A 16883-nucleotide genomic window follows, 5' to 3' on the forward strand; every position below is an offset into this window, starting at 1 on the left:
GTAGTAATGTACTAAGTTTTCACCTTTTGCTGTGCTCGTGGATGTGTCTGATCATACACTTGAGCCAGTCTGTCAAAATCGACATGGGTATAAATTTGGGTGGTACTTAAGTTACTGTGGCCTAACATTTCCTGCACTGCGCGCAAATCACCACTGTTTGACAGCATGTGACTAGCAAAACAATGACGGAGTAAATGCGGATGCAGATCGATATTTACGCCTGCACGCTGTGCCTGAAACTTGACCCGATTTTCAATCTGGCGCATCCCCAAAGGATTGCCCTTTTGAGTAATAAAAACTTGTGCATCCGGCACAAAATCACCATTCCACAGCGGATAAATGCTCAGCCATTTCATTACTGCATCTTTGGCTTTAGAACCAAAAGGCACAACCCGAGTTTTATTACCCTTACCTGTAATACGCAGTAACTGTCGGTTAAAGTCGATATCTTTAATTCTTAAGCCTTGCACTTCCGCTAAGCGTAATCCACTGGAATAAAGCAGCTCAAGCAAAGCTTTGTCTCGATACCACATTTGCTGTTCGACTTCTTTCTCAGGCAAGGCCTGATCCAAAATTTGATTGATGGTTTCAATATCCACTAGACCTGGTAAAGGACGAGGTTTACGTTTAAGTTGAAAGTCATCGGCAGGATTAAAAGCCAAATGTTGCCCCTGCTCAGCCCATTTCATAAACTGACGAATAGAGGACAACATCCGCTGTAAACTACTAGAGCTCAACTGTTGATATTCAACTTTTTGTGCAATAAATTCTCGCAAATCAGTAGCTTCAACATCGCCCAACTCAAGCTTTTTCTGTTCGCAAAATAGCAGAAAATCAGACACATCTCGTTCATAAGCCTGCAAAGTATGGGTAGACTGATTTTGTATTTCTCGTTGTTTTAACCACATCGCGAGCAGTTGCATGGGCTCAAAAGTCACAAGTCAGCCTCTATAGTTCTATTCTGTGGAAGATTGATTTTCTTTTGCATAGTAGCACTGTCTCAGCTCTTTCTATACCTATGTACATTTTTCATAAAAAAAGCACTGATGAATCAGTGCTTCTTGTGTGACGCTAAACTTAGTTTTGATAGTAACTCAGATCAATACGTCCTTCGTAGACATTTGAGGTTGGACCCGTCATCCAAACCACTTCACCTTCACGCCATTCAATATGCAACTTACCACCTGCGAGCTCAATCTCAACAGATGAATCGAGTAAACCACGGCGCATACCTGAAATCGCAGCCGCACAAGCTCCAGTTCCACAAGCCAAGGTTTCGCCTACACCCCGTTCAAACACACGTAAGCGCGCATGCTTTTCATCAATGATTTGCATAAACCCTGCATTCACACGCTGCGGAAAACGCTCATGCGATTCAACCTGAGGCCCTAGACGCGCAACATCAGCTGTAATCACGTCAGGAACGATAGTAACTGCATGAGGGTTACCCATATTCACCACATCAATGGTCAATTGCTCATTGTTCGTCAAAGCAATGTCATACAAAGCTTCTGGTGCATCCGCAATAAATGGAATTTCCTGTGGTAAGAATTTTGGATAGCCCATATTCACGCGTACCCAGCCATTTTGACCGAGTTCGGGTTCTACAATCCCTGCCTTGGTTTGCACTTTAATCTTGGTCTTTGTCGTGAGCTGACGCTCATGTACAAAACGTGCAAAGCAGCGCACGCCATTACCACATTGTTCAACTTCAGAACCATCAGCATTAAAAATACGGTATTTGAAATCGACATTAGGTAAATCGGGTGGCTCAACAATCAACAACTGATCAAAACCGATGCCGAAATGACGATCCGCCAAGCGCTGAATCGTAACAGTATCAAGGAATGCTCTTTGGCTGATTAAATCAACCACCATAAAGTCATTGCCTAGACCATGCATTTTGGTAAATTCTAATAACATCTTGAATTATCCTTCAGGCAATAAACGTTCTTTGTCCCAAAGCGACTCAATGGTTTCACGCTCACGAATCAAATGTGCGTTTTCACCATCCACCATCACTTCAGCGGCACGACCGCGACTGTTGTAATTTGAACTCATGACAAAACCATAAGCACCAGCACCCAATACAGCCAGTACGTCATTTTCTTTGAGTGCAAGCACACGCTCTTTCCCTAAGAAATCACCTGTTTCACAAATCGCACCAACCACATCCCACTCTTTTGCCTCGACATCTGAACGCGGGGTAACGGGCTGAATATCCATCCATGCTTCATACAGTGCAGGACGAATCAAATCGTTCATGGCTGCGTCAATAATCGCAAAGTTACGGTGAATAGTCGGTTTGAGTAAATCTACTTTGGTCAGGAGTACTCCTGCATTTGCCGAAATACTGCGTCCCGGTTCCATATACACTTTCAAACCCAATTTTTCTAAAGCGGGCTTCATTGCATTGGCATATTCAAAAACGGTAGGCGGTACTTCATCTTTATAGGTTACGCCTAAACCACCACCAATATCGATGTGTTTCAGCTGAATACCCATGGTTTTAAGCTGATCGATCATGACAATCACACGATCTAGCGCATCCACAAAAGGCTGTGTTTCAGTCAGCTGTGAACCAATATGGCAGTCGATACCAATAATGTCTAAATTCGGCAGCGTTGCAGCATATTGATAGGTTTCAAACACCGTATCTGACGGAATCCCAAATTTATTTTCTTTCAAGCCTGTTGAAATATAAGGATGCGTTTTCGCATCTACATCTGGATTGACACGCAATGAAATGGGTGCTTTTTTACCGAGCTTCGCTGCAACTTTTTGAATACGATCCAGTTCTGCGTGAGACTCTACATTGAAGCATGCAATACCCACTTCTAAGGCTTTTTGAACATCGATCTCAGTTTTACCTAAACCCGAAAAGACAATTTTAGAAGCATCACCACCCGCTTTTAGTACACGAGCCAGCTCTCCGCCCGTCACAATATCAAAACCCGCACCGAGCTTCGCAAGGACATTCAATACCGCAATGTTTGAGTTTGACTTAACCGCAAAACAAATTTGATGATCGATAAAGTCAAAAGCACGATCCATCTCTGTAAAGTGTTTTTCAAAAGTCGCTTTTGAATAAACATACAGTGGTGTACCAAATTGCTGCGCAAGCTGTTGCAGTGAGCATTGCTCAGCATGCAAAACCCCATGATTGCGGGTAAAACTCATGAATGTATCCTTTCTATGAAGCGTTTAAGGTATTAAGGCTGATTGGTTTCAACTGAAGGTGCAGCAAACTCTTGCTTAACGGGCGCTGTATCTTCCTTTTGTGCAGACGGCTTAGATGCTGCGTCTTTATAAAGCAAATATTTCGCTCGCTTGTCGTAGTTTGGATCATTTGGCATATGTAATGTACCAGACTGACCACAACCGACGAATGCAGTACTCATCACCAAGACACTGATGCAGCAAATGACAGAACGCATCTGATCACCTATTTGATATTTTGAAGAAGTATAACCTGATCAACATACATGACCAAACCACTAAGCGCTAAAGATTATAGTGAGTTAAAAAAAAACGCCAGTTAAAGACTGGCGTTTTTTTCAATGGTATCGATTATTTATGTTTCGGTTTGTAGAAACCAAAATAACCAATAATCAAAATGATGAACCAAATCGGACTCACCATTAAAGCTTTCATTGTATCGGCTTCAAGTGATAACACATAGATCACACCAATGAAGAAAACGATCACAAACCAACAGGTAAATAGACCACCTGGTAGTTTAAAAGTCGATTTTGCATGTAACTCTGGACGTGTTTTGTAATACACAATGTAGCTCCAGATAATCATAATCCAGACACAGATAAACAAAATCGTCGACAGTGTAGTTGCCAAAGTAAAGGCTTCAACAGTATTTGGTACAAAGTACTGTAGTGCAGCACCTAACAGTAAACAAATTGCTGAAAAGTACAATGCATTTGCAGGAACAGCACGCTTGTTTAAGTGGCCAAATGCTTTTGGCCCTTGATCTTCACGAGACAAACCAAACAACATACGCGACGTTGAAAACACACCACTATTCATTGATGACATCACAGAAGACAATACCACCAAGTTCATGATGATTGCTGCTGCTGCAATACCCGCTTGACTAAACAAGTTCACAAAAGGCGAAACCGCCGGATCAATCACGTTCCATGGTGTCACAGACATTACAATCACTAAAGACAGTACATAGAAAACAATGATACGAATTGGAATCGAGTTCACCGCTTTAGGCAAATTCTTTTCTGGGTCTTTAGTTTCAGCAGCCGTGGTACCGACCAGCTCTACACCTACAAAGGCAAAGATCGCAATTTGGAAACCCGCAAGGAAGCCTGTCACGCCTGTTGGGAACATTCCTCCATGTGACCAAAGATGACTAAATGATGCAATTTCACCCGTCGTTGAAGTGAAACCTGTAAAGATCATCCATAAACCAACGGCAATCAACACCACAATGGCAATAATCTTAATCAGTGCAAACCAGAACTCCAGCTCACCAAACAGTTTCACCGTGACCAAGTTCAAGCCCATGATGAACACAATGGCCGCAACACTGATCATCACCCCTTCCCCAGGTGTGAACGGCATCCCTCCATTAAAGAACTGAAGGTAATAAATAATGGCTGATAAGTCCGCGATACCAATCGTGATCCAACATAACCAATAGGTCCAACCAACGAAATAGCCTGCCCACGGCCCAATCAAATCGGTAGAGAAATCGATAAACGATTTGTACTTCAAGTTAGACAGCAGTAATTCGCCAAGCGCGCGCATGACCAAAAACACCATAAAACCAATAATCATGTAAATGATTAAAATAGATGGCCCAGCGAGACTAATCGTCTTCCCCGACCCCATAAATAAACCCGTACCAATCGCACCGCCAATCGCAATGAGTTGTAAATGGCGGTTGGATAAACTCCGTTTTAAATCACCTTGTTCAGAGGTCGATTCTGTATTTTCTAAACTCATTCTTGATGTCGTCTTTTATTTCCAGTCGCCAAAATTACCCGAAAAGAACAAAAAAATAAAAATAAAATTGTATTAATCTATATTTTCAACATCTTTTGAAAAGTTAATTAATTTTTCTTATATTTAACACGACAAAGGACACGTAAAAGTTCCTGTTGAAAAAATCAGCAAAACACTTGTCAAAAATAAATTTCCGTGTAACAAATACAACAAGACTAAAAATCAATAAAAAATCGTGCAGGAAGCATGACTGTGGCATATCAATTGCTTAATAAAACTCAAAATTTTTCTAGAAATTTCAAGTTTTAAAACATAGAGGACTAAAAGAAAAATGAATACACAAAGTTTACAAACTTTTATGGAAACCATCAGTGGTTGGGTCTGGGGACCCTATATGTTGGTCCTCATTGTCGGAACAGGGATATTCCTCACATTACGCTTGTTCTTCTGGCAAATTCGCATGTTGCCTCTGGCCTTTAAACAAGTCTTTGGCAAACATGACCAAGCACATTCTCATGCAGGAGATATCTCGCACTTTGCATCCCTCATGACAGCACTCTCTGCCACCATTGGTACGGGTAATATCGCCGGTGTTGCAACCGCTTGTGTCCTTGGTGGCCCAGGTGCGGTGTTTTGGATGTGGATGACAGCCCTGTTCGGTATGGCAACCAAATATGGTGAAGGCGTACTGGCAGTTAAATACCGAATCAAAAATGAAAAAGGTGAAATGTCTGGTGGTCCAATGTACTACATTGAACGCGGCCTAAAATGGAAATGGTTAGCCCTGATTTTTGCACTATTTGGCACCTTGGCGTCTTTTGGGATTGGCAGTTCAGTGCAATCCAACACAGTTGCGCTCGCTGTTGAAAACAGTACGGGAGTTGCAACATGGATCACAGGTATCGTCATTACGGTATTCTCCGCTTTGGTTATTTTAGGCGGGATTAAATCGATTTCTAAAGCTGCTTCTTTCATCGTGCCGATTATGGCGATTGGCTATGTCCTCGGTGGCCTCATTATTATCTTCAACCATCTTGAACTCGTCATGCCTGCACTTGAACTGATCTTCCGTGATGCCTTTACGGGTGAAGCGGTAGCAGGTGGCGCAATTGGTGCTGTCATTCGTTACGGTGTCGCTCGTGGCGTCTTCTCAAATGAAGCTGGTATGGGTTCGGCGCCGATCGCCGCAGCTGCTGCAAAAACCGACCACCCTGCGCGTCAAGGCTTAGTCTCAATGACAGGTACGTTTATCGATACCATTATCGTCTGTAGTATCACAGGGATCGTTTTGGTCATGGGCTTTATTATGGCGGGCAATAGTTTTGGTGGCGAAACAGGCGCGGTATTAACCACCCATACTTTTAACCAATTACTGCCGGGTGTCGGAGGCTGGATCGTAACTTTTGGTATTGTGTTCTTCGCTTATTCCACCATTTTAGGTTGGTGCTATTACGGCGAAAAATGCTGTACTTATTTACTCGGTGAAAAGTATGTTCTGCTGTACCGTCTCATTTACATCGCGTCAGTCTTTATTGGTTGCGTAGCATCACTTGATTTAGTCTGGCTATTTGCCGACACCTTTAATGGTTTAATGGCGGTTCCAAACTTAATTGCCTTGTTATTGCTGTCGACGGTGATTGTGAAAGAGTCACGTGATTTTGTCGAAAAGCGTAAATCAGGTGAGTTGTACTAAGGCTATTTTCAAAGCACATTTTTAAAATCTTCAATAGTTAAGCCACCTTCAGGTGGCTTTTTGATTCAGAGCATTCATTTCAAATCCAATCCTCTGTATGCTGTTGAACCATCGAATACTCCAAATAGTGCATCAAATAAAGCATGGCAAAAGCAAAAAGTGTTTACCGCTGTGAACAATGTGGCGCTGACCATTCAAAATGGGCGGGTCAATGTTCTGAATGTGGAGAATGGAATAGTCTGGTTGAAGTCAATATTGCACCTGCAGTCACACATCGTGCGCAGCCCAAAATGGGGGGCGGCTATGCAGGTCAAGCTGCTGCTATTAGCACCTTAAATCAAATTTCAGTTTCACATGAGACTCGACTGGCTACAGGAATTGGTGAGTTTGATCGTGTGCTTGGGGGTGGTCTCGTCACGGGTTCCGTGGTGCTGATTGGCGGTGATCCGGGCATCGGGAAATCAACCATTTTATTGCAAACGGCAACGCATATGGCCGCGGCCAACAGTGCGGCATTGTATGTCACAGGTGAAGAATCACTCTCTCAAGTGGCTTTGCGTGCAAATCGTCTTGATCTACCCACAGATAAACTCAAAGTCATGGCTGAAACCTGTGTCGAGCGGATATGTGAAATGCTTGCCCATGAGCGTCCAGCTGTGGCAATTTTAGATTCCATTCAAACCCTGTATACCGAAACACTCCAGTCAGCGCCGGGCGGCGTTTCTCAAATTCGCGAATCTGCTGCTTTACTAACACGTTTTGCTAAAAATAGTGGCACAGCCTTGTTCATCGTCGGACACGTCACCAAGGAAGGTGCACTGGCTGGTCCACGTGTGCTTGAACATATGGTGGACTGTGTTCTGTACTTTGAAGGTCAGTCCGACTCACGTTATCGGATGATTCGAGCTGTTAAAAACCGTTTTGGTGCAGTCAATGAACTCGGGGTTTTTGGCATGACCGATAAAGGCTTAAGAGAAGTAGCGAATCCTTCAGCCATTTTCTTAAGCCGTTATGATGAAGCCATTGCAGGCTCAATCGTAATGATCAGCCGTGAAGGCACACGTCCTCTGTTGGTTGAGGTTCAAGCTTTGGTTGATGATGCACATGGTCAACCGCGTCGAGTCGCCTTAGGTTTAGAACAAAACCGTTTAAATATGCTCTTGGCGGTAATGCATCGCCATGGTGGCGTGCAAACATCTGGACAAGATGTCTACGTCAACGTTGTCGGTGGTTTAAAAATCACGGAAACAGGCTCTGACTTGGCCGTCTTATTGGCCTGTGCCTCTAGCCTGCGAGGTAAAGCGCTGCCACAACAACTGGCTGTTTTTGGTGAAGTAGGACTCTCTGGGGAAATTCGCCCAGTGCCAAATGGGCAGGAACGCTTAAAAGAAGCCATTAAACATGGTTTTAAATACATTATTCTACCGCGAGGCAACGCACCGCAAAAAGACATTGCTGGGGTGAAGGTAATTGCCGTGGCGCGCTTACATGAGGCACTCACTGAAGCCATGGGCTTAAGTGACGAACTCAACTAAGCTAAATTCCATTCATTTGGATTCCTCATAAAATAAACACGTTTTTTATTGAAATTTAGGATGAAAGACTGCATAAAGGTAGAGTTAAAATTTATTTTTTATAGAGTAGGAAAATTTGATGGAAGTTCGACAGCGTGGTTTGATTGCTGGTTTTTTAACAGCGGCTCTTTTAGTTGCACCCTTAGCCGCAGAAGCTAAACGTGCAGGTGGTGGTAAAAGCCACGGCATGAGCCGTCAAGCTGCACCAACTCAGTCTTATCAACAACCTCGTCAAGCAACTCCAGCTCAACAACCGACAGCGCCCGCTACAGCTCCAGCTAAATCTGGTCCAGGCGTCGGTGGTATGGTTGCGGCGGGTGTAGCGGGTGCTGCAATTGGTGCTGTTGCTGCAAATGCACTGGCAGATGACAACTCTGCTTCTCAAGCGCAAGCACAGGAAGAAAAAGGTGGTATTCCGAGCTGGATTTGGATTCTTCTTGCCGCTGCTGTTGCCTTCTTCATTTTCCGTAAAATGGGCGCAAAAAAAAAAGTAGCACCTAATCCATACGCGCCAAACAATGGTTCAACTCAAGCACCGTTTGGCCAACAAGCTGCACCACGTACATCAAATGACAACAGTAACATTTTTGGTCAGTCTGTAGGTGGTTCAGCTGCTGCACCACAAAACAATGCACCTTTTGGCGCTGCCTATACCAATAGTGGTAGTCAGCTGCCAGACGGTACAGAACCTGCGGCTTTCTTACGTATTGCTCGTCAACGTTTCAATCATATTCAGTCGATGAACACGGCAAGTAACATTTCTGAAATTCAGCGTTACTTAACACCTGATCTTTACCAGTCTATGTATCAAGACATTATGGCGAATCAAGATCAAGATGTAGCTGAGTTTTCAAACCTTAATGCAATGGTTGCGGACTCTGCAACAGAAAATGGTCAATACGTGGTTAGCGTACGTTTTACAGGTACAGTAAGTGAAGATCTCAACAGCTTACCGCAACCTTTTGCTGAAGTTTGGCACTTTGTAAAACCTGCGGGTTCTACCCAAGACTGGCTCGTTGCGGGTATCCAGCAAGAAGCGTAATTTCCAGATATATAAAAACAGCGACTTCGGTTGCTGTTTTTTTGTGCCCTATAAATCCTCCTGTCGATTCAACCGAGTCATCAGCGCCTCGCTTAAACAAAAACACCATTCAAAACGATAACAGCAATAGTTTTCCTAAAAGTTACGCTCAACATTTCCTGTAACATCCATGTTAAATAACAAGCGTAATGAGAGGAGGCTGTACAATGCATCCTCAATCACATGCCTTCTTTTAGCTTAGACTTTCAATCCAAATAAGTTCATCGCGTTATTAATGCTTGATGCGATTGGGCAATATCTAAAAATAAGTGAGCTTTGATTTTCGAATAAAACTGAGATCATCATTTACCACTCTCAAGCTTTAAAATGCACAGGTTTTTTATTGATCATGCTCTGCATTTAATATTCACACTGTAAATCATCTACTCATAAAAAATGCCTCTATAAAGAGGCATTTTTATTTACGTTTTTTAGTCTTATTCAGGTAATGGGATAAATTGAGAGTCCTGATTTTGCTCTTTTCTTTCCCCAACAACCACAGCCACATCTAAAGGTTTGCCATCGCGCTCAAGTGAAATCTGAATGGTGCTATTTGGCGGTTGTAAAGCCACAAAATTAATCAAATGTGAGGTTGAAGTAATCACTTCATCATTCACTTTCACAATCTTGTCGCCTTTCTTTAAACCAGCTTTTGCAGCAGGTCCCGTTTTTAATACGTCCGCGACAACCACACCAGGCCCTTTAGGCTCTAAGATATTGACTTGTTCAACAGGCAGTAAACTGATACCCAACCAACCACGTACCACACGGCCGTCTTTAAGAATAGAGTTTAGTACTTGTTGGCAAATTCTTGCAGGAATGGCAAAACCAATGCCTAAAGATCCACCTGATTGAGAGAAAATTGCTGTATTAACCCCAATCAAATTACCGGCCACATCAATCAAAGCACCACCAGAATTACCTGGATTAATCGCAGCATCGGTTTGAATGAAGTCTTCATAAGTGTTAATACCCAGGTCAGAGCGACCTGTAGCAGAGACAATACCTTGCGTAACCGTTTGCCCCACACCAAATGGATTACCAATGGCCAAGACCACATCACCCACTTCGTTGCCGCTTAGCTTAAAGGGTAAAACAGGCAGATTCGCTAGCTCAATTTTAATCACAGCCAAATCGGTATCGGGGTCGGTACCAATCACTTTTGCCACTGCTCGACGACCATCTTGTAACGCCACAACAATTTGATCGGCTTGAGCAATCACATGATTATTCGTCAAAATATAACCATCAGGGCGAACAATCACACCTGAACCCAAACTGTTTTCATTTTTATTTTGGCTAAACTGATCTGGAATTTGATTGCCAAAAAATTCACGGAACGCAGGATCATTGAGTAATGGATGGTCAAGTTGTTTGACTTTTTGCGTGGTAAAAATATTTACTACTGCTGGTGCAGCCACTTTCACGGCGGCGCTATAAGAAACCACCCCACCGGTACGCGTGGTGTTAATTAAAGGTTCAACCTTTTCAGCAGGCATCTTAATACCATCGGACGCCACAGGCGCTTTTGGCTTTTGATACTGCTGCCAAGCAAAAAATCCAGCAATGACTAAAATGAGTAATACCCAAGGTAACCAGGAAAAGGTCCTGCGCACGATTTCACCCTCTAAAATGTTTTAATTCATTGATGACTAAGTAATTTATGCCTATTGTAAAGCGAAATTCAAGCCGAAGCACAAAAATAAGCAAGAGTTTTGTCATGCTTTAGTTACAATAAACAATAGGTTCCGATGTAATCAATTTAAAAGAGTTTTTAAGTCGATATGGCAAAATTACAAGACATTATTCAGTGGTGTGATCAAACCCTCAAATCACCTGAGTTTAAGGACTATGCACCGAATGGCCTTCAAATTGAAGGAAAGACCGAAGTGCGTAAAATTTTAGCTGCTGTGACTGCATCGCAAGATGCCATAGATGCCGCGATACGAGAAAATGCGGATCTTTTACTGGTGCACCATGGATATTTTTGGAAAGGTGAAGCCTACCCCATCACAGGTATGCGCGGTAAACGGATCAAGAGTCTGATTCAACATGACATTTCTTTGCTGGCATATCACCTCCCCCTCGACAGCCATCCAAGTCTTGGAAATAATGTAGCGATTGCAGATTTGCTCAAATTGGAACGTATTGAGGCACTTGACCCATCTGAGCGTCATCCTATTGGCAATATTGGTTATTTAAACCAGCCTATGCCTGTGGAAGATTTTAAAAAATTTGTATCTAAGAAATTAAAATTCGATGCCATCCATCTTCCTGCGGACAAGACCATGATTGAAAAAGTCGGTTTTTGTACTGGTGGTGCACAAGATTTTATTGTAAAAGCCGCTGAACAAGGCTGTGATGCCTATATTTCAGGCGAAGTCAGTGAACGTACCTTCTATGAAGCTAAAGAATTAGGCGTACATTATTTTGCTTGCGGACATCATGCGACTGAACGCTATGGCGTGCAGCGATTAGGTCAAGCAATTTCAGAACAATTTGATATTGAATATGTTTATTTCGAGTTAAACAACCCAATCTAAGCAATCACTGGGATGAGACCTCTTTCATCCCAGTCCTTTCAATGCGCTTACATCGCATGGCATCCGACATTACCTCCATTTAAGCAAATTATTACTTTCTAAAATATTATTCCTAGCCTTTCATCTTTTTAAATCAAAACATAGCATCAGCTCAAAAATTCTGTGCATCTCACCTTTGTTATGCATACTGAACTTCCAACCCCATATGAACAATAAAACTTGCGACCTTCCATCTTAAAATTGCAAATAATAAGCATATTGATTCTCATTAACTTTTAAGTGGATAATGAAACTGCTTTAAAAAATCCCAATAAAACAATTTTGATGATTAAAGGAATCAAACACATGGCTTATTCTTTACCCGCTCTTCCATATGCCTATGATGCACTCGAACCCAATATTGATGCGAAAACGATGGAAATTCACCACAGTAAACACCATCAAACCTACATCAATAACATTAATGGCGCGATTGCAGGCACAAAATGGGAGAAACTGTCTGTGGAAGATTTGGTTGCCAAAGTCAATGAAGTCCCTACTGATCTTAAAAATATGGTGATCAATAATGCAGGTGGTCATGCCAACCACTCACTGTTTTGGACAGTCATGAGTCCACAAGGTGGTGGGCAACCGACTGGAGCTGTGGCAAAGGCTATTGATGAGCAACTCGGTGGTTTTGATGCTTTTAAAGAGGCATTTACCAAAGCAGCGATTAGCCGTTTTGGCAGTGGTTGGGCATGGCTGAGCGTGACACCTGAACGCAACCTGATTGTTGAAAGTAGTGCAAATCAGGATTCCCCACTTATGCACGGTCATACCCCTATTCTCGGTTTAGATGTATGGGAACATGCGTATTATCTAAAATACCAAAACCGCCGTCCTGAATATATCAATGCCTTTTATAATGTGGTCGATTGGGATGAGGTAAATCGCCGTTACCATGCAGCGTTGCAGACTAAAAATTAATTACACACCTCAATCCATCTAGAGCTTAGAGTCTTTTAAAATGAATATATTCTGTACGAAAGACTCTAATGATATCTTGTGTATCGTATATGTCTCCTTGCGAATTTTTTTGCATATTTTGTGTATTAAAAGACTGCCCTATTGTCTATAGAATCATTTACAATAAATGCACTTAAAGTAAAACCCAGCAAATCTGCAAGGAATGAAACATGACAACCATTACTTTACCTGCACTTCCATATGGCTACGAAGATCTTGCTCCACACATCAGCAAAGAAACTTTAGAATTCCACCACGACAAACACCACAATACTTATGTTGTTAACCTAAACAACCTAATCAAGGGTACTGACCTTGAAGGCAAAACTTTAGAAGAAATCATCACAGCTTCTGCTGGTGATGCAGCTAAAGCAGGTATCTTCAATAACGCAGCACAAGTTTGGAACCACACATTCTACTGGAACTGTATGGCTAAAAACGGTGGTGGTAAAGCAACAGGTGCTTTAGCTGCTAAAATTGATGAAGCGTTCGGTTCTTACGAAAAATTCGCTGAAGAATTTGCTGCTGCTGCAACAACTCAATTCGGTTCAGGTTGGGCTTGGTTAGTTGCTGACGAAGTAAATGGCAACCTTTCTATCCTTAAAACTTCAAATGCAGACACTCCACTTGCACACGGTAAAGTTGCAGTGCTAACCATTGACGTTTGGGAACATGCTTACTACATCGACTTCCGCAATGCGCGTCCTGTTTACATCAAAACTTTCCTTGAAAGCCTTGTAAACTGGGATTATGCAAACGCGAAATTTGCAGGTCAAGCTGCTGGCGTTGAAAAATAAGATTCGTCTTGTTTAAAAAACCGCTCTTTTTGAGCGGTTTTTTTGTTTTTGCTGCCTAAACGCATATTTATAAAGCAAACAATTCATTTCTCAATATTTTTTGCTTGACCCATTTTCCTTTCCTCCCTAAAATGCGCATCAGATTCTCCAATAGCTCAGTCGGTAGAGCGACGGACTGTTAATCCGCAGGTCCCTGGTTCGAGCCCAGGTTGGAGAGCCACTATTCTTCCATAGCTCAGTCGGTAGAGCGACGGACTGTTAATCCGCAGGTCCCTGGTTCGAGCCCAGGTGGAAGAGCCAAGATTCTAAAAAGCCCAAGCATCGTGACTTGGGCTTTTTTATCGCTCATTGTTCTGATCCACAAACCTATACCATTCTGGTATACAGTTATGACATATCAAATTGTTTATAAAAAAAACATTTAATCTAAAATTCGACTTTTTTTAGCATTGTAACTTGACCGATGTGTAAATTTCTCTATACTGCATTTCAGATTCTCCAATAGCTCAGTCGGTAGAGCGACGGACTGTTAATCCGCAGGTCCCTGGTTCGAGCCCAGGTTGGAGAGCCAAATTTTAAAAAGCCCAAGCATTATGACTTGGGCTTTTTTCTGTCTATAAAAATGACATTCACCCATACGTAAAACCAATCTCTCAAAATCACTCCAAAGCAGCTTTCCATACAGGCTCTTCTCAGCTTGAATCTCCCAAATATCTCCATGGAAAACCAAAAAGATTGAATCAAATCGTATCAATAAAAGCTAAACCGTTTATTTTTAAATCATTTAAAGCAGATTATATAAAAATATCAGGCCAAAGACTTGACCCTTTGAGCTTTGCCACATAGAATGCGTGCAGATTCTCCAATAGCTCAGTCGGTAGAGCGACGGACTGTTAATCCGCAGGTCCCTGGTTCGAGCCCAGGTTGGAGAGCCAAAATTCTAAAAACCCACTCCATGCGAGTGGGTTTTTTCTTTGTGCTAGAAAATATTGTGTTCGATCTGAGTCAAATCATCTTTTTTATCATCGGCTGCTTCGCCACTATTACGTTAGTGATGATGGTCTACCCTGACCTGTTTCGCCGTAAACAAAAGTTTTATGCCAAACACGTCATTACGCCGTTTGAACGTAAAATGTTTATTCGCTTAAAAGAAGCCTTCCCACGCCATCATGTTCTAGCTCAAGTTTCATTTAGTTCACTGATTACCAGTAATCACTATAAAATACGGGCCAAATTTAACCGTAAAGTCACCGATTTCGTTTTATTAGATGAACAATTAGCAGTCGTGGTGATTATTGAACTTGATGATCCTTCCCATATCGGCAAAGAACAAGAAGATGCAGAACGTGATGCCATGCTCAATGAAGCAGGTTACATCGTCCTGCGTTTTACAGAAATTCCAAGCATTCGCCAACTGCACAAACACATTGGGATTACGCCTGCAATGCGTGCTTGAATTATTTTGAGACTGCGCTGCTCGCTTCCTGCAGTGTTAATTGCTTTTCGGCAGCCAACTTTTCTTGAATACGCTGCTGTTGTTCTTCTTTAATACGCTGATATTCCGCTTGGTTTTTTGCATCGCTTTTTACCGCTAAAAAAGCAATCCCTAAAATAAGCAATGGAATCACAATACCAAGACTCGCTAAAAACATCACTTTTGGCGTTAGTTTTTGAGTTGATTTCGTCATAGCCAGCCTATTTCCAATATCTAGATTTTGATGGGCAAATACTATAACAAAAAAGAGCCTCAATCATGAGGCTCTTTTTTCAGTTTAAATGGTTCATTTTATGTCGGTGCTTTACCTGTACAGTTTTCATTGGTGCTGGCATCTTTTTGCGCATCAGTTAACACAATACCCGTACCCGCAGACATGTAGGTCTGAATAAAGTCTACCACCTCTGCATTCCGACAAACTATGGCTTGGGTATGAGATGCACCTATAACGGGATCAAGCGTGATATTTGGCGAACCCAATGTTTTCAAGTTTGCAACCAAAGCTTGCGTAATTGGATAGGGTACATTTGTATCTGCTGTGCCTTGTATTACATAAACTGGTTTATCAATTCGTTTAGTACCTGGCTGACTACTAATTAAGAAGTTTTTTACGGTTTCATTGGTCGCAAAAACACTAGTATCTAAACCAGGATAATCCATGACTTTTTTATCAGGATTTGCAGTCATAAACTGAATAATATCATCTTTAAACTTATTAATTAGACTTAGACTTGGGTCATTATCATTGTCTAAACACAGACCATTATCCCCTGTTGAACCTTCTGCAAACTCAGCCAAAGATTTGGCACGTGATTGGAAAATATCTTGATAATTAAATCGCGGCTCATACGCTTTAATACCCACCCCTGTTAATGCTGCATAAGCCAATAAAGTTGCATAAGTATCCACCGATGTTCGAAATTCTAGAGGGATATTAGCTGCCGTTTCACGTGCTTCAATATCTGCCAATGCAGCAGGCGCAACCTCAAGAATAATTTTGCCCAAACTCGAAGCTGGTGCACCTGCCACAGCACCTTTATAGGTTGTATCTGTATTTGCGTATTCTGCGGTCGCTAATGAGGCATGCCCCCCTTGAGATTGCCCCACAGACATCCACGCACCATTCAACTGCTTACCATAATGATCTTTTGCTGCTTGTACAGCAGAAAGCGCTGACTTCGCAGCACTAGATAAGTTTAAATATGGATGAATCCCTGACGTGCCCAAACCTTCATAATCTGGCGCAACAACCACATAACCAGCAGCTAGTAGACTGTCTGCTAAAATTTTAAAGCGTGGGTGAATCATATTGTTACTTGGCGCACAACTATCACCAACCCCAACCGTGCCATGCTCCCAAACCACTACGCGATAACCATCTGTAGGTGGTGCTACTTTAGGGAACATCACCAGCGCCGTTGCTTTAGCGGTCTGACCTTGAACATTTTCCATGTTATAAGTCATTACCTTAATAGAGGCTGCAGTGGTTAATGTGTCTTCTGAATAGGCACTTTCAGAAACATAGGTCTGTTTTTGATTTGAAGCGGGCGAATCATCATCGTCATTACAAGCAGTTAAAGACAGCATTGAAACGGCAACTGTAAGGGCTAATGCTATTTTCGAGCGTTTCATAAAATATCCTTTTATTCGTTGTTTTTTTAAGCATGAAACTACATGCCGTTTTATTAAGACATAAAAAAAGCGCCCTGTATAGGACGCTT

General features: G+C 42.2%; 15 protein-coding genes and 4 tRNA genes. 11 read left to right on the forward strand and 8 right to left on the reverse strand.

Annotated elements, in window-relative coordinates; genetic code table 11:
• Nucleotides 1-11: 11 nt before the first annotated feature.
• The 5 genes from F946_RS11800 to F946_RS11820 all read right to left on the reverse strand — a co-directional run bounded on the left by F946_RS11800 (nucleotide 12) and on the right by F946_RS11820 (nucleotide 4974).
• Entirely contained in the window at nucleotides 12-923 is a 912-nt protein-coding gene (locus F946_RS11800; protein WP_035326758.1) for a tyrosine recombinase XerC, read from the reverse strand.
• A gap of 154 nt (nucleotides 924-1077) precedes the next feature.
• A complete protein-coding gene (gene dapF / locus F946_RS11805; RefSeq protein WP_004982574.1) occupies nucleotides 1078-1923 on the reverse strand; it encodes a diaminopimelate epimerase in 846 nt (281 codons plus the stop codon).
• 6 nt (nucleotides 1924-1929) lie between these two features.
• Nucleotides 1930-3180, reverse strand: a complete 1251-nt coding sequence (lysA, locus tag F946_RS11810; RefSeq protein ID WP_004982575.1) for a diaminopimelate decarboxylase — start codon at nucleotides 3178-3180, stop codon at nucleotides 1930-1932.
• Nucleotides 3181-3212: 32 nt separating this feature from the next.
• Nucleotides 3213-3437, reverse strand: a complete 225-nt coding sequence (locus F946_RS11815; protein ID WP_004982578.1) for a hypothetical protein — start codon at nucleotides 3435-3437, stop codon at nucleotides 3213-3215.
• Nucleotides 3438-3570: 133 nt separating this feature from the next.
• Complete coding sequence (locus F946_RS11820) at nucleotides 3571-4974, reverse strand: amino acid permease (protein ID WP_004695775.1); 1404 nt, start codon at nucleotides 4972-4974, stop codon at nucleotides 3571-3573.
• A 331-nt stretch (nucleotides 4975-5305) separates the two neighbouring features.
• Here F946_RS11820 and F946_RS11825 point away from each other — a divergent pair, with 331 nt between their 5' ends.
• The 3 genes from F946_RS11825 to F946_RS11835 all read left to right on the forward strand — a co-directional run bounded on the left by F946_RS11825 (nucleotide 5306) and on the right by F946_RS11835 (nucleotide 9283).
• Nucleotides 5306-6667, forward strand: a complete 1362-nt coding sequence (locus F946_RS11825; protein ID WP_004695773.1) for an alanine/glycine:cation symporter family protein — start codon at nucleotides 5306-5308, stop codon at nucleotides 6665-6667.
• A 143-nt stretch (nucleotides 6668-6810) separates the two neighbouring features.
• On the forward strand, nucleotides 6811-8202 hold the full coding sequence (gene radA, locus F946_RS11830; RefSeq protein WP_004982587.1) for a DNA repair protein RadA: 1392 nt from the start codon (nucleotides 6811-6813) through the stop codon (nucleotides 8200-8202).
• A 118-nt stretch (nucleotides 8203-8320) separates the two neighbouring features.
• Nucleotides 8321-9283, forward strand: a complete 963-nt coding sequence (locus F946_RS11835) for a Tim44 domain-containing protein (protein ID WP_004982589.1) — start codon at nucleotides 8321-8323, stop codon at nucleotides 9281-9283.
• Nucleotides 9284-9759: 476 nt separating this feature from the next.
• Here the strand turns inward: F946_RS11835 and F946_RS11840 are convergent, their stop codons facing one another.
• A complete protein-coding gene (locus F946_RS11840; RefSeq protein ID WP_004982593.1) occupies nucleotides 9760-10938 on the reverse strand; it encodes a S1C family serine protease in 1179 nt (392 codons plus the stop codon).
• A 168-nt stretch (nucleotides 10939-11106) separates the two neighbouring features.
• Here F946_RS11840 and F946_RS11845 point away from each other — a divergent pair, with 168 nt between their 5' ends.
• The 8 genes from F946_RS11845 (at nucleotide 11107) to F946_RS11880 (ending at nucleotide 15123) form a co-directional block, all read left to right on the forward strand.
• Nucleotides 11107-11865: a Nif3-like dinuclear metal center hexameric protein gene (locus tag F946_RS11845; RefSeq protein ID WP_004982594.1), complete on the forward strand. Its 759-nt coding sequence runs from the start codon at nucleotides 11107-11109 to the stop codon at nucleotides 11863-11865.
• Between the two features lie 345 nt (nucleotides 11866-12210).
• A complete protein-coding gene (locus F946_RS11850; protein ID WP_004982597.1) occupies nucleotides 12211-12831 on the forward strand; it encodes a superoxide dismutase in 621 nt (206 codons plus the stop codon).
• 209 nt (nucleotides 12832-13040) lie between these two features.
• A complete protein-coding gene (locus F946_RS11855; RefSeq protein WP_004982600.1) occupies nucleotides 13041-13667 on the forward strand; it encodes a superoxide dismutase in 627 nt (208 codons plus the stop codon).
• A gap of 144 nt (nucleotides 13668-13811) precedes the next feature.
• Nucleotides 13812-13887: transfer RNA gene (locus F946_RS11860), tRNA-Asn, on the forward strand.
• 4 nt (nucleotides 13888-13891) lie between these two features.
• A tRNA-Asn gene (locus F946_RS11865) sits at nucleotides 13892-13967 on the forward strand.
• Between the two features lie 195 nt (nucleotides 13968-14162).
• Nucleotides 14163-14238: transfer RNA gene (locus F946_RS11870), tRNA-Asn, on the forward strand.
• A gap of 288 nt (nucleotides 14239-14526) precedes the next feature.
• Nucleotides 14527-14602 (forward strand) — tRNA-Asn (locus F946_RS11875).
• Between the two features lie 41 nt (nucleotides 14603-14643).
• On the forward strand, nucleotides 14644-15123 hold the full coding sequence (locus F946_RS11880) for a DUF2726 domain-containing protein (protein ID WP_171065395.1): 480 nt from the start codon (nucleotides 14644-14646) through the stop codon (nucleotides 15121-15123).
• A gap of 1 nt (nucleotide 15124) precedes the next feature.
• On the opposite strand, the gene F946_RS11885 is transcribed toward F946_RS11880, so the two are convergent.
• Both F946_RS11885 and F946_RS11890 read right to left on the reverse strand, forming a co-directional pair.
• Nucleotides 15125-15355 carry a hypothetical protein gene (locus F946_RS11885; protein ID WP_004982602.1) on the reverse strand — a complete coding sequence of 77 codons (231 nt, stop codon included), beginning with the start codon at nucleotides 15353-15355 and terminating at the stop codon, nucleotides 15125-15127.
• Between the two features lie 98 nt (nucleotides 15356-15453).
• Nucleotides 15454-16794, reverse strand: a complete 1341-nt coding sequence (locus F946_RS11890; protein ID WP_004982604.1) for an alpha/beta hydrolase — start codon at nucleotides 16792-16794, stop codon at nucleotides 15454-15456.
• Between the last annotated feature and the right edge of the window lie 89 nt (nucleotides 16795-16883).

The sequence above is a fragment of the Acinetobacter johnsonii ANC 3681 genome (assembly GCF_000368805.1).
Lineage (GTDB): Bacteria > Pseudomonadota > Gammaproteobacteria > Pseudomonadales > Moraxellaceae > Acinetobacter > Acinetobacter johnsonii.